Genomic DNA, 13,596 nt, shown 5'->3' with positions numbered 1-13,596 from the left:
ATGCGAGTGACGCTCTGAAGCCAGTCATGATTTCGGTTTAGACCACGGGAGCCACAACCAAAGCCTTGATAAGGCATGAGGCTGATGTCGACAACAGTTGAACATTCACAACATCCTCCGTTGATCGAGCAAATCAACACGATTCGCACACGCGCACTGATCGCTGGTGTCGTGTCGTTGGCAGTTTGCGGCGTGGCATTGTTTGCCGACCCGCGTTCGTTCTACGAGTCGTATTTGCTCGGCTACATCTACTGGTGGCAGTTCGCCATCGGTGGGTTGGGGTTGGCACTTTTGCATCAACTCGTTGGTGGCTATTGGGGCGTCTCGGTGCGGCCGATGCTGGCGGCGGCTTCTTCGACGATCCTACCGTTGGCCGTCTTGGCCGTGCCAATTTATCTCGGCATTGGATACATCTTCCCCTGGGCGAATGAAGAATACATTCACAGCAATCATTTGCTGGAACAGAAGCAATTCTTCCTCAACGAGCCGTTCTTCGTGATGCGAGCGCCGATCTATTTCGGCATTTGGCTATTCCTTGCATTCACACTGAACACGGCCACCAAACGACAAATGCGGTCCACCGGATTGCCCAACGCCGAAGGATTGAAGTTCATTAGCGGTATGGGGTTGCTCGCTCTGTTTCTGTCGGCGACGTTTGCATCGTTCGATTGGATTATGAGTCTGGACCCGCTGTGGTACTCGACGATTTACGGAGCGTTGGTCATCGTTGGCGGTGGCGTGGCGATGTTTGCTTTGTGTGCGGCAGTCGCAGCGTTGTTGCCGTTCCAACTCAAAGGTAAAGATGTCACGATTTATTCCGCCTCCCGCAACACCCTGGGCGACCTGGGAACATTGCTGTTAGCGTTCATCATGCTTTGGACGTACTTCGCGTTTTCGCAGTACATCATCATCTGGAACGGCAACCTGCCGGAAGAAATTTCCTGGTACTTGATTCGCCGGGAACATGGTTGGGCGATTGTTTCGATCCTGTTGGGATTGTTCCATTTCGTCGTGCCGTTCTTCTGTCTGGTTTCGCGAAGCTTCAAGCAGACCCCGAAACTGCTCGGTGGATTAGCCATCGGCATTCTTGTCATGCGATTGGTCGACGTGTTCTGGAATATTGTGCCAAGTTTGGAACGAAGCGGTTTCCAAATTGCCTGGACTGATCCATTCGCGGTTGTCGGAATTGGTGGGTTGTGGATGGCCGCTTTCTTGTGGAAGCTGCCGAGTTTTCTCACGGACGACACCCTCAATGCACCGCGAGGGCTATTCGACCTGACCGCCACCGAAGAAGAGGAGCACACCCATGGCTGACTCCCACTCGTCGCACGTTGATTCCACGCACGATGAAGGCGGTCACGAACCAATATCTGTTGGGGTTCGCGGTGTCGTAATTTCCATGATCAGCCTTGGTGTGTTGATCGTGTTCACACTGTTCCTCGCGAGCTTTCTGATCGAGCAACCGGTTCCCGATGCGATCGAAACGGAGACGCCCGCACCAAATTGGGACACTTCGTCAGTTCCGCCATCACCGCGTGTGACGCCGGAGCAAGCCAAAATGTATCGTGAAATGCTCGCCGCACAGAAGAAGCAACTGGCCGAAACTGTGATGGTCGACCGCACAAACAACATTGCTCGAATTCCACTGGATCGGGCGATGCAGTTGTTGGAGTCCGAAGGTCTCGAAGCATTTGAGCAACTGACCGGGAGCGCGAGCGGCAACGATTCGAACTCCGAGAACGAGGAGTCCGAAAACTGATGAACACACCTCGTTTGACATTACTTCTGATCGCAATCGCTCTGCTCTTTGCAGCCGGGAAAGACGCATCGGCTGAATCGTCGATTCTCGATCCGCTATCGGCAGCAAGTTTGGAGCAACGGCTCGGTTCGCAAGTGCCGTTGGATCTTCAATTCACGAACTCCAAAGGTGAGAAAGTTCAACTGGCGGATTTGATGCAAAACGATCGCCCCGTCGTTTTGAACTTGGTGTACTTCGAATGCCCGATGTTGTGCAACATGACAATGGACGGGCTGCTCGAAACACTACGAGCCATCGACTTTGAGATTGGCCAAGACTTCGACATTATCACCTTGAGTTTCGATTCCCGTGAAGGGCCGAAGTTGGCCGCCGGCAAAAAGAAAAGCGTTTTGAAAGCGTATGGAAAACCGGAAGCGGGGGCGAATTGGCACTTCCTCACCGGAGAGAAAGACGCGATTCGCACGCTGACCGATTCCGTCGGGTTTCAGTTTCAATACGATCCGTTGACCAAACAGTATGCCCACTCGGCCGGACTAATTGTTCTGACGAGCGAAGGAATTGTCTCGCGGTATCTGCAAGGCGTTCAATATCGTGACTTGCGGTTGTCGGTTGTTGAGGCATCAAACGGTGAAGTCAGCACGGTCACGGATAACATCCTGCTGTTGTGCTATCAGTACGATCCTGCAAGTGGGAAGTATGGATTCGCCGTCCTCACTGCGATCCGATTGGGCGGAATCGCCATGGTGATCGGGCTGGCGGGATATGTGATTTATCATCTCCGCCGCGAGAAGCGAGTGCCGACCAATACGGTGGCGTCCGAGTAATCTCGGCACTCCACGTTGAGGCTCCAATAGACTCGATTTTGATTTTTCGTTCGTCAAAAGCAGACCGATATGGAAAGCGAATTTCGGCTATACCCACGACAGGCATCGTCCTTCGCGGAGAAATACGATCAGTTGAACTGGTTCCTCGTTTCAACATCGTTTTTCTTTGTGGCGTTGATCTGCGCGTTGATCATCTTCTTTGCCATCAAATACCGACGCCGCCCGAACGCCGTACAACCGAAACTCGATGGCAGTAAGTTCGTGCTGCTTGAAATCGGTTGGTCGATTGTTCCGCTTGTGATTTCCATGGTCATGTTCGGCTGGGGTGTGGTCGTGTTCTTGGAAATGGAACGCACACCCGCGGAGCATGAGCAGTTCTACACTGTTGGCAAACAATGGATGTGGAAGAATCAGCACCCCAACGGGAAGCAGGAAATCAACGACCTGCACATTCCCGTGGGCGAAACAATTGAAATGAAGATGATTTCCGAGGATGTGATTCACAGCTTTTTCATCCCGGACTTTCGTATCAAACAAGACGTGCTGCCAGGCCGGTACACCTATGTTTGGTTCAAGCCGACGCGAGTCGGAGAGTATCACCTGTTCTGTACCGAGTATTGTGGCACGAGCCACTCCGAGATGATCGGCACGGTCCATGTGATGGAAGCCGCCGACTACGCCGAATGGCTCAATGAACAAACGAGTGAACCAGCCGATGTGGCCGGTAAAGAGGTGTTCGAGAAGTATCATTGCAACAACTGTCACCTGCATGATGGCGGTGGACGAGGTCCGTCGCTGGTGGGGATTCTCGGGAAAGAACGAATCCTAAACGGTGGTCGGCGAATTGTGGCCGATGAGGAATACATCCGGGAATCGATTTTCGACCCGAACGAAAAAATCGCCGCCGGTCATCAAGCCGTCATGCCGACGTTTGCGAATGAAGTCAGTGAAGATGAGGTCCTCCAATTGATTTCCTACTTGGAGTCACTCGAAGAAAAGGCTGACCAAGCCGCTTACGACAATAAGAAACCTAACGAGTAAATCGAACTGATTCGACTCGCAGACTTTACCTTTTGAGTTTAATAGTCATGGCTGCAGCCGCGATTTCACCGAAACGCAACTATCTCAACGCGAGCTATAATATTTGGTCGTGGTTTCTGACTGTCGACCATAAACGCATCGCGATCATGTACATGATTTCGATCACGCTGTTCTTCTTTGTCGGAGGGGCCGCCGCTGTCGCGTTGCGATTGGAGTTGATGACTCCGAAGGGAGATCTTTTGATCTCCGAGACATACAACAAGATGTTCACCATGCATGGCGTGATGATGGTGTTCTTCTTTCTGATTCCGTCGGTGCCGGCGGTGTTAGGAAACTTCCTGTTACCACTGATGCTCGGTGCAAAAGACCTGGCGTTTCCTAAACTCAACTTGATGAGTTGGTACGTCTATATGGTCGGTGGAATTCTGACATTGGTGTCGATCATCATTGGGGGTGTCGATACCGGTTGGACATTCTATACACCCTACAGTAGTACCTTCACAAATAGCTATGTGATGGTGATGGCTGTGGGTGTGTTTATCGTCGGGTTTTCGTCCATTTTGACGGGGCTAAACTTCCTCGTCACGATTCACACGATGCGAGCCCCCGGACTGACTTGGTTCCGACTTCCGTTGTTCGTGTGGTCGATGTATGCCACAAGTGTCATCATCATGCTCGGGACGCCTGTTGTCTCGATTACGATTTTGCTCGTCGCGATCGAACGTGCGTTTGGGTTTCCGATTTTTGACCCTAACCTTGGCGGTGATCCGCTGTTGTTCCAGCACTTGTTCTGGTTCTACTCCCACCCGGCTGTGTACATCATGATTCTGCCGGGAATGGGCGTTGTCAGTGAGTTGATCACCTGTTTCTCCCGCAAGCGGATTTTCGGTTACTCATTCATTGCGTTCTCGAGTTTGGCGATTGCCGTGCTTGGGTTCCTCGTTTGGGGCCACCATATGTTTGTGAGTGGTCAAAGCATCTATGTCGGAATTGTGTTCTCGTTCCTGACGATGCTTGTAGCCGTGCCATCGGCGATTAAAGTCTTTAACTGGACCGCGACGCTCTACAAAGGTTCCATCACGTGGGACACGCCGATGATGTACGCCTTGGGCTTCATCGGGTTGTTCACGATCGGTGGCCTCACCGGATTGTTCCTGGGGAACATTGCCTTGGACGTGCACCTGCACGATACCTATTTTGTGGTCGCTCACTTCCACTATGTGATGGTGGGCGGGATGGTGATGGCTTACCTCGGCGGAATCCATTTCTGGTGGCCGAAAATGACAGGCCGTATGTATCCAGAGTGGTGGGCTCGTGTTTCCGCCGTGATTATTTTCGTCGGTTTCAACCTCACGTTTTTCCCTCAGTTCCTGCTTGGTTACTTGGGGATGCCACGACGATATCACATCTATCCGGAAGAGTTTCAAATCCTGAATGTGATGTCATCCGCTGGGGCTTCGATTCTCGGCATTGGTTACTTAATCCCGTTGATTTATTTGCTATGGTCGTTGCGGTACGGTCCCAAAGCGAGCAGCAATCCGTGGAATGCAACCGGTCTGGAGTGGATTACGCCTTCTCCGCCCACCACGTTCAACTTCGACCAAACTCCCATCGTGACGCGAGGGCCGTATGAGTACGATGTGTTGGACGAAGAACTACGGAAAGCCGAACGCGGCGAACCAGCCGATCCCGCCAAGATGAATCAGGGATACATTCCTGAAACAACAACAGAGGAGTCAGCGAGTGGCCACTGAGACTGTCTCGACTGATCATGACGAACACGACCCGCATGTCGCGCATCACTTCGACGACGCCGAACAGCAGTTCGAAGCCGCGAATCTTGGTATGTGGGCGTTCCTCACCACTGAAGTCATGTTCTTCGGCGGATTCTTCGCGGGATATGCCATCTATCGTTCAACGTACCCCTTGGCATTCATCGAGGGGAGCCTGCACCTCAGTCATGGCATTGGCGGAATCTTAGGATTCGTCAATACCCTGTTCTTGTTGTGTAGTAGTTTGACGATGGTGCTCGCGGTCCATGCCGCGCAGACGAACAACTCCCGAGGTGCTGGCAAGCTCATCGTGATCACGATCATTTTGGGCACGATCTTTCTCGGAGTGAAGAGTTTCGAGTACTACGAGAAGTTCAAGCATCACCTCGTTCCCGGTCCAAATTTCCACTTGGCGGACGACGAACGACTGCTACTGGAACATGGCGAAGAAGAACTCAAAGCCGCGCAAGAGTCGGGTGATGAAGCCGCGATCGAACATGCGGAAGCGATTGTCGCTCATGGCAAGGCTGTGCAGCCGAAGCACGTACGGATCTTCATGGCGTTTTACTTCGGCATGACCGGTTTACACGCATTGCACATGATCATCGGCATTCCGATTTTGGGCATCTACGCGTACAAGGCGTTTCAGAATTCCTACTCCTCGGAGTATTACACGCCGGTCGAAATGTGCGGGCTGTATTGGCACTTTGTGGATATCGTTTGGGTCTTCCTGTACCCGCTACTTTATCTCATTCGCTAGACTGGATTCTGGGCTTCTGTGTGAGTGGTGGGCTTCGAAAAAACCATGCTTTCGGGCCTCCACGAGACAGAACCAGCAACGATCAAAGGCAAACGGCTCTCGACGGTCATTTGGGCGTCCGTAACTGTTTTAGACAGCAATACCATCATGTCGCATCATTTTGTTGAGAAGAAAACCTACTACGCAGTCTTCGGGGCGTTGATCTTTTTGTTGATCATCACCTATGGAGCGTCGTTGATCGATGTTGGCGAGTTTCTCAACCTGACAATTGCGTTGGTCATCGCCACGATCAAAGCCATCTTGATCTTGCTGTTCTTCATGCAAGTCAAATACGCAACACCGCTTCGGCAATGCTTTGCGGCATCCGGATTCATGTTCCTGGCGATTCTGTTCACCATCACCTTTGCGGACTACATCCATCGTGGTCCGTGGGATGATCTCCCAAGCCCAGACAGTACTCAAACGAGCGAGCTTGGAGAACACGAAGCTGAGTCCAAGGCGGAATCGGAGTAGAGGTTCCTTCAAGCCCGTATGACGGTCCTCAGTCGCTGCTGTGGACACGAGATAGAACGAGCCAACCGCGTTAGCGAGCGGCACTCGGTGATTCACACACCGGATTTGGTTCTTCGATCGGCGGAACACGACCGGGTGCGTCTTCGGAATACCATTGATCAAGTGCAGCCATCCATTGTGATGGCTGTTTCGATTTGACGAAAGCATCGCGGACAGCTTCGGGTTCCGGGTGCAGTTCTGCGAATTGCACGCCGAATTTCCGCATCATACGGCAACCGTGTTCGGGGCCGTAGAGTTCGATCGCCAGACGGAAATGCTCGGCAATGACGCTTCGTTGCTCGTGCAACGTCGGAATCTCGATCGGCAGCCCGGCGGCAAGTTGTGCGACTTGCTTGAAGATCCAAGGGTTACCAATCGCACCGCGGGCAACGGTCACACCATCGACACCGGTGTAGTCCATCATTCGTAGGCAACTAGCTGCATCGAACAAATCGCCGCTGCCGAGTACCACACGATCGCCGGCGAACGCCTTGAGTTCCCGCAGGAATTCCCATTTGCTCGGGCCGATGTACCGCTGAGTCACCGTGCGACCGTGAACGGTGACGGCAGCTAAACCGTTGTCGAACGCGGCTTCGAAAATCTGGTAGAACCGGTCGTGGCTTTCGGGCGTGTCGTCGATTCCGCGTCGCATTTTGACGGTGACGGGAATTTCCGCCGGCACTGCCGAACGGACACGCTGCATGATTTCAATGGCCACTTCGGGTTGGCTGAGGTGAAAACCGCCACGACACCGCCCCAAGACCTTCTTGACCGGACAACCGAAATTGATGTCGATCACGTCGAAACCCACTTCGACCAACCGCAAAGCAGCGGGTTCGAACAGTTCCGGGTCGGCTCCCATGAGTTGGCCGCCGACGGGGTGTTCTTCGTCGGCAATCTCTAGGTGACGGCGATTCTTACGACTGCGGCTTGCTTCGACGAGAAATTTGTCGAGCATGACCTCACAGAGTGTGTACGAAGCCCCCATTCGGCGGGCAATTCGCCTCATCGGACCGTCGCTATATCCGCTTAGTGCTGCCTGCACGATGGGAGTTTCCAACCGGACCGAACCGAGGTGCAACGGCTCCAAGGCGGCGTGTTTGGCATCGCCAATGATTCCGCTCACTCTGACCCCGTTCCCTTCTGTTTATAGCGATTGCTGGCTTTTTTGAGACGCCGTTTTTCACTCTCGGTGAGCGATTGCATCCCTTGGGTGTGAACTTTTTCGAGAAGTGTATCGAGTTCACGCTCCACTTCGGCCTGTTCGAGCAAGCGTTTTTGTTCTTTTTCTTCCTGTCGACGTTTCCGCCACCGGGCGATGGGTCCTGGTCGGCGTTCGGCACCCTCTTCGCGTTCCAGGCTGGTGTAGCCCTGCGAAAAATCGTAGCCGAGAAACGAATCATCGTAGACGTCGGTTTGTTGCATCTGGTGTCGTTCGATGAGGTTCGAGATGAAGATCAACGATCCGAACAGCACCACGGAGGCCCCACGAATTGTGGCTCCATCAGGAACGAAAATCCCGATCAACATGAATACCGCACCAACAACAAAACCGACCATCGTGCCGATTTCGACCGCCCGACGACTTCCAACATGCGAAGCCGCGATCGACCGCACCATTTGACCACCGTCGAGCGGCATCACTGGAATCAGGTTGAACAAGATGAGAACCCAGTTGAGCCAGCAAGTCAGTATCGCCACGTCCTGTGGCCAACTGGTGATGTTGTGAATCGGTACTAGAAAGGGATAGAACGCCGCTCCCAAGGAACCGGACTGCGAAACCGGGACAATCGCCAGCAAGCACAACGCTAGGTTGACGAGGAGCCCGCCGCCATGTGTGAGTAACTGGGCAAACGTCGAATTTGCCGGTCTCACAAATGCCAAACCCCCGAGCGGCCACATGAGGATGTCTTCCCCGGAACCACCGGTGAGGCGAGCGGCGAAGATGTGCCCGAACTCGTGCAGCAAAATCGAGACGAACCCGATCGCCGCCAACGCGAAATTCAAAGGCCACGGGAGACGCAGGAAGATGTACAGTACGATCAGCGGCAGCCAAATGCTGATTCGTACACGCACGCCAAACCAGGTGCCGAATGGAATCGACCACATCCAGAAATTGTCATGAGCATTCATAGTAGCGTGTTCCGAACCGCGTGAGCCAACCGCCTGAGGTGCCCACACCCATCAGGTTAACAGGAGATGAATTCTATCACTCCCTGGCCACCCCCGCAAATCCCGTTTTTTCCGGCGAACCTGATTCGGAGTAGATTGTCCGGACGGAAGAATCGAGACACTTGGGGAGTTGATTGTCAGGGGATGATCTCGGCGTTACACTGTGCGTTCCACAACAACGGGCAAGGTCCGACACGAAAGTGGCTCCCGTTCGGATGTCCATCGACACAGATGATGGACAGTTTCTTGAAAATTGCCAGCTCGAAAATTGAGTGGCAACAAAGGTTGAAGACATGCGACACGTTCTTAGCGCCCTGGTGATTAACCAGCCCGGTGTGCTGGCCCACATTTCCGGCATGCTGGCTTCGCGGGCGTTCAACATCGACAGTTTGGCCGTCGGCGAAACCGAAAACCCAGAGTTCAGCCGGATTACCTTTGTGGTCAATGGCGATGATCGCGTCCTCGACCAAGTACGTAAACAACTGGAAAAAATTGTCACAGTGGTTCGCGTCGAAGATTACTCGAACGACGATTATGTCGAACGGGATCTGATGTTGATCAAAGTGCAAACCACCGACGGCAACCGGACACAAGTCAAAGAACTGACCGACATCTTCCGCGGCCGCATTGTGGATGTCTCGCCCGAGCATGTTGTGGTCGAGCTGTCCGGTCAGGAAAAGAAGATCGAAGCCTTCATCGACGCGATGCGATCGTTTGGCATTCTCGAGCTTGCCCGCACCGGTCGCATTGCCATCTGTCGCCGAAAGTCCATCACCGAAGGACTGGATCAAGAACCAGGTGACGGTGGACAGGAATCAGTTGGCAGCAAGCAGGAAGCCGAGACCGTGTAGCATTGGGAGCTTCGATCGTGGCGGTTCAGTCGGTCAGGGAGTTGACGGTTTACCGGAAAGCGTACCGAACAGCGATGACGATTTTTTGGTTGTCGCGTGAATTTCCAGTCGAAGAACGCTACGCTTTGACCTCTCAGATTCGACGATCCTCACGGTCAGTCTGCAACAATCTGAGAGAGGCTTGGGCGAAACGACGGTACGAGGCCCATTTCCTGAGTAAGTTGACCGACTGCGATGGCGAGAACGCCGAGACTGAAACCTCGCTCGATTTCGCCAAAGACTGCAAATATATCACTCTCGAACAACATCAGAACCTCAGCATGGCGTGCCGGGAAATTGGCCGAATGCTTGGGGCAATGATCAAGAATCCGCAACCATTTCTGATAAAACCGCTGTAACTTGAACTCTGTTTGCTGACACCTGTTTTTCTGAACCCTGACCCCTGGTTAACCATGGCTGCCAAAGTTTACTACGAAGACGACGCTGATCTTTCACTGCTTAAAGACAAAACGATTGCCATTCTCGGCTACGGTTCGCAAGGCCATGCCCAGGCTCAGAACCTGCGGGATAGTGGGTTGAATGTAATCGTAGGACAACGTAAAGGCAGTGCGAATTACGATTTGGCCGTCAGCCACGGTTTCGAGCCGCTGCCGATCAGCGAAGCCACCGCGAAGGGCGATTTGGTCAATATCCTGCTGCCGGATGAAGTCCAAGGCGACTTGTACAAAGCGGAAATCAAACCGAACCTGTCCGCCGGCAACTTGCTGCTGTGTTCGCACGGGTTCAACATTCACTTCGGCCAGGTCGAGCCGCCAGAAGGCGTGGACGCCGCTCTCGTGGCTCCCAAAGGACCGGGTCACCTCGTTCGTAGCGAATACGAAAAAGGTGGCGGCGTGCCGAGCTTGATCGCTCTCGCTGAAGGTGCGAGCGAAAACTCCCGTCAATTGGCCCTCGCATACGCCAAAGGCATCGGCGGCACACGCGGTGGTGTGATCGAAACCACCTTCGCCGAAGAAACCGAAACCGACCTGTTCGGTGAACAAGTTGTGCTCTGTGGTGGTGTGTCCGCTTTGGTGAAGGCGGCTTTCGAAGTTCTCGTCGAAGCTGGCTATCAGCCAGAGATGGCTTACTTCGAGTGCATGCACGAGCTGAAACTCATCGTCGACTTGTTCTACCAAGGCGGCTTAAACTACATGCGTTACTCGGTCAGCAACACGGCCGAATTCGGCGACTACACCCGCGGTCCTCGTATCGTCACCGAAGAAACCAAAGCCGAGATGCAGAAGATTCTTAGCGAAATTCAACAAGGTCAATTCGCCAAAGAATGGATCCTCGAGAACCGAGCCGGTCAAGCCGCGTTCAAAGCGTCTCGACGTCGCGACCGGGATCACGAGATCGAAAAAGTCGGCAAAGAACTCCGTAGCATGATGACCTGGATCGACTCCAAGGAAGTCTAAAACCAAGTTGGTCGAACTCGGTGTTTTCGCATGAATCTCAGGTGAGAACGTCATTTGCCGAGTCGTGCCCGTTGGTTTGAACACGGTTCTGTTGATTGCATCCATCGTGAAACGCATGCTCTTTGAAGAAAGAGAGCATGCGTTTTTTTGTGAAGGGGAGAGAAATGCCTTGGTACGCCGCCCATGCGGTTTTTCTGGTCCGGTATGACGATGGGGTTCAAAGCAATTACCCCGTGCATGAATGTGTCTATCTGGTTGAGGCGGATGATTCCGATGATGCACGCGTGAAAGGCACCGCTGCCGCCGAGCTTCCGGAAGGCTCGAACGCGATGACGTGTGACGATCGTCCGGCTCATCTGACCTTTGAAGGGATCCGGAAGTTGGTCAGCGTCGATGCCGAGGGCGGTGGACTTCCGAATGGAATCGAGGTGTCCTACTCATTTTTAGAAGTTGAGTCCGAAGACGATTTGAAGCGGTTCGTCAACGGCGACGAAGTTTGGGTGCTTTACGCCGAGTAGCGAGTGGCTCGGTCCGGGAACGGTTGAAGTTCATCCCAAAGATCGGCATTGTGGATTCGTTCCTCAACTCTTGGGTCGGTTCGAAAGGCTTCCGATGCGCTCTGGTATTCGATTCGCATTACTTGGTATGGGCATCCTGTGTGGACTGCGGTTCGGTCTGGCGGCGGAACCGGTTCAGCGTCCGAACATTCTCTTGGTGATGACCGATGACCAAGGTTGGGGGGATGTCCATAGTCACGACAATCCGCACATCAACACGCCGGTGATGGATTCTCTGGCCGCTTCCGGAGCGCGGTTCGATCGGTTTTTTGTCAGCCCCGTGTGTGCACCGACTCGGGCGAGCTTGCTCACCGGGCGGTACAACCTTCGGACACGCACGCATGGTGTGACTCGTGGCGAAGAGAACATGCGGACCGAAGAAGTGACGATTGCGGAAATCTTCGCCGCCAATGGTTACAAAACCGGGTGTTTCGGGAAATGGCACAACGGTCGGCATTATCCTTGGCATCCGAATGGGCAAGGTTTTCAGGAGTTCGTCGGATTCTGTGCCGGGCATTGGAACAACTACTTCAACACCACGCTTGAACACAACGGCGAAGAGTTTCAGTCGGACGGATTCATTATCGATGTGTTGACGGATCACGCTTTGAACTTCATCGAAAAGCACCACGACCAACCGTTTCTGTGCTACGTGCCGATGAACACTCCGCACACACCTTGGCAGGTTCCCGAAAAGTACTGGCAGCGATACGCCCACAAAGACCTGCCAGAGACGACCAAGTGTGCGTATGCGATGTGCGAAAACATCGACTACAACCTGGGTCGCTTGCTCTCGAAGTTGGACGAACTCGATTTAGCGAAGAACACTATCGTGCTGTTCTTGACCGACAACGGAGCGAACACCGATCGGTATGACGGTCACATGCGGGGACGCAAAGGGAGTGTCGACGAAGGTGGCGTGCGGGTGCCGTTGTTCGTGCGGTGGCCAGACCGCATTCCCGCGGGGCGGTTCGTGAAACCGATCGCCATGCACATCGACTTGCTACCAACGTTGGTAAGTCTCTGTGGCGTCGATGCCGGTTCGCATGGCAAGTGGGACGGACTCGACCTTTCACCGTTGTTGCTCGCAGACCAGACCGCTGCCGACAATTGGCCGGATCGCAAGTTGTTCACCTTTCGCGGTTTCGGGAGTTCCGCCAAGCGATCGAAAGGCGCGGTGCGAACGCAGCGTTGGCGGTTGGTCCGACGAAATCCGGGAGCGAACTGGACACTCTACGATATGCAAACCGACCCGTCGCAGAACACAGACCTGGCGAAGAAGCATCCTAGTGTCGTCGACGAGTTGAGTGAAGCGTACGAGACGATTTATCAGGACGTCACGCAAGACAGTTTTGAGCCGTTACCGATTCCGCTTGGTCTGTCTGCCCGACCCACCACGGTTCTGCCAGGGCACGAAGCGTATTTACATCCGGCGAAGGGGCAGGGAATTCGGTACTTCGGTCCGGCAGGTTGGGCGAACGATTGGATTTCCGGCTGGACGAACACCGAAAGTTATCCGTGGTGGCCGGTCGAAGTCGTCGAACCGGGGCGGTATGCGGTGTCGCTTGACTACAAATGTCCGAAGTCGCAAGTGGGAGCGAAATTGACCGTCGCGATCGGTGACAAATCGTTGTCAGAGACGATCACTCAGCCGCACGACCCCAAACCCGTTCCAGCTCCCGACCGCATTGCTCGGAAAGAGGTGATGGAGTTTGAGTGGAAGAGTTTGCCGCTGGGAGAAGTTGAATTGCAGCCGGCGGAAACGCGGCTCATCATTCGCGGGGCGAATATTCAGGGCGGACAACTGCCGGAAGTCAAAGCGGTTCGTGTGACTCGCGTCGACGATTGACC

Annotated in this window: 14 protein-coding genes; 12 read left to right on the top strand and 2 right to left on the bottom strand. The window is 53.8% G+C overall.

What is annotated here, in order from left to right; translation table 11 throughout:
• The first annotated feature begins 84 nt into the window (after positions 1 to 84).
• The 7 genes from G6R38_RS19480 (at position 85) to G6R38_RS19450 (ending at position 6,669) form a co-directional block, all read left to right on the top strand.
• Entirely contained in the window at positions 85 to 1,314 is a 1,230-nt protein-coding gene (locus G6R38_RS19480; RefSeq protein ID WP_166830148.1) for a hypothetical protein, read from the top strand.
• The gene (locus G6R38_RS19475) at positions 1,307 to 1,759 is read left to right on the top strand and encodes a hypothetical protein (RefSeq protein ID WP_166830145.1); all 453 of its coding nucleotides are present in this window, start codon (positions 1,307 to 1,309) and stop codon (positions 1,757 to 1,759) included. The genes G6R38_RS19480 and G6R38_RS19475 overlap by 8 nt, the downstream gene beginning before the upstream one ends.
• Entirely contained in the window at positions 1,759 to 2,583 is an 825-nt protein-coding gene (locus G6R38_RS19470) for an SCO family protein (RefSeq protein WP_166830143.1), read from the top strand. The genes G6R38_RS19475 and G6R38_RS19470 overlap by 1 nt, the downstream gene beginning before the upstream one ends.
• A gap of 69 nt (positions 2,584 to 2,652) precedes the next feature.
• A complete protein-coding gene (gene coxB / locus G6R38_RS19465) occupies positions 2,653 to 3,624 on the top strand; it encodes a cytochrome c oxidase subunit II (RefSeq protein ID WP_166830141.1) in 972 nt (323 codons plus the stop codon).
• A 47-nt stretch (positions 3,625 to 3,671) separates the two neighbouring features.
• Positions 3,672 to 5,378 carry a cytochrome c oxidase subunit I gene (ctaD, locus tag G6R38_RS19460; protein WP_166830139.1) on the top strand — a complete coding sequence of 569 codons (1,707 nt, stop codon included), beginning with the start codon at positions 3,672 to 3,674 and terminating at the stop codon, positions 5,376 to 5,378.
• Positions 5,368 to 6,156, top strand: coding sequence for a cytochrome c oxidase subunit 3 (locus tag G6R38_RS19455; RefSeq protein WP_206028642.1), 789 nt, complete (start codon positions 5,368 to 5,370; stop codon positions 6,154 to 6,156). Before ctaD ends, G6R38_RS19455 begins: the two co-directional genes overlap by 11 nt.
• Positions 6,157 to 6,201: 45 nt before the next feature.
• On the top strand, positions 6,202 to 6,669 hold the full coding sequence (locus G6R38_RS19450; RefSeq protein ID WP_166830137.1) for a cytochrome C oxidase subunit IV family protein: 468 nt from the start codon (positions 6,202 to 6,204) through the stop codon (positions 6,667 to 6,669).
• A gap of 70 nt (positions 6,670 to 6,739) precedes the next feature.
• Here G6R38_RS19450 and G6R38_RS19445 read toward each other — a convergent pair whose 3' ends face one another.
• Both G6R38_RS19445 and G6R38_RS19440 read right to left on the bottom strand, forming a co-directional pair.
• Positions 6,740 to 7,834 (bottom strand): tRNA dihydrouridine synthase, encoded by a 1,095-nt coding sequence (locus G6R38_RS19445; protein WP_240928291.1) that lies wholly within the window; start codon positions 7,832 to 7,834, stop codon positions 6,740 to 6,742.
• Positions 7,831 to 8,841 (bottom strand): site-2 protease family protein, encoded by a 1,011-nt coding sequence (locus G6R38_RS19440; protein WP_166830135.1) that lies wholly within the window; start codon positions 8,839 to 8,841, stop codon positions 7,831 to 7,833. Before G6R38_RS19440 ends, G6R38_RS19445 begins: the two co-directional genes overlap by 4 nt.
• Positions 8,842 to 9,173: 332 nt before the next feature.
• On the opposite strand from G6R38_RS19440, the gene ilvN reads away from it, so the two are divergent.
• From ilvN to G6R38_RS19415, 5 genes are all read left to right on the top strand, one after another.
• The gene (gene ilvN / locus G6R38_RS19435) at positions 9,174 to 9,731 is read left to right on the top strand and encodes an acetolactate synthase small subunit (protein WP_166830133.1); all 558 of its coding nucleotides are present in this window, start codon (positions 9,174 to 9,176) and stop codon (positions 9,729 to 9,731) included.
• A 17-nt stretch (positions 9,732 to 9,748) separates the two neighbouring features.
• A complete protein-coding gene (locus G6R38_RS19430) occupies positions 9,749 to 10,129 on the top strand; it encodes a four helix bundle protein (RefSeq protein WP_166830131.1) in 381 nt (126 codons plus the stop codon).
• Between the two features lie 54 nt (positions 10,130 to 10,183).
• Positions 10,184 to 11,188, top strand: a complete 1,005-nt coding sequence (ilvC, locus tag G6R38_RS19425) for a ketol-acid reductoisomerase (RefSeq protein ID WP_166830129.1) — start codon at positions 10,184 to 10,186, stop codon at positions 11,186 to 11,188.
• A gap of 137 nt (positions 11,189 to 11,325) precedes the next feature.
• Positions 11,326 to 11,706 carry a DUF4288 domain-containing protein gene (locus G6R38_RS19420; RefSeq protein WP_166830127.1) on the top strand — a complete coding sequence of 127 codons (381 nt, stop codon included), beginning with the start codon at positions 11,326 to 11,328 and terminating at the stop codon, positions 11,704 to 11,706.
• A gap of 94 nt (positions 11,707 to 11,800) precedes the next feature.
• Positions 11,801 to 13,594: a sulfatase-like hydrolase/transferase gene (locus tag G6R38_RS19415; protein ID WP_166830125.1), complete on the top strand. Its 1,794-nt coding sequence runs from the start codon at positions 11,801 to 11,803 to the stop codon at positions 13,592 to 13,594.
• Positions 13,595 to 13,596: the final 2 nt, after the last annotated feature.

Origin of the sequence: Thalassoroseus pseudoceratinae, assembly GCF_011634775.1 — a bacterium.
In the GTDB taxonomy this organism is placed as follows: domain Bacteria; phylum Planctomycetota; class Planctomycetia; order Planctomycetales; family Planctomycetaceae; genus Thalassoroseus; species Thalassoroseus pseudoceratinae.
Note: the sequence above shows the minus strand (reverse complement) of the source record. Positions and strands in the feature narration are given on the sequence as shown.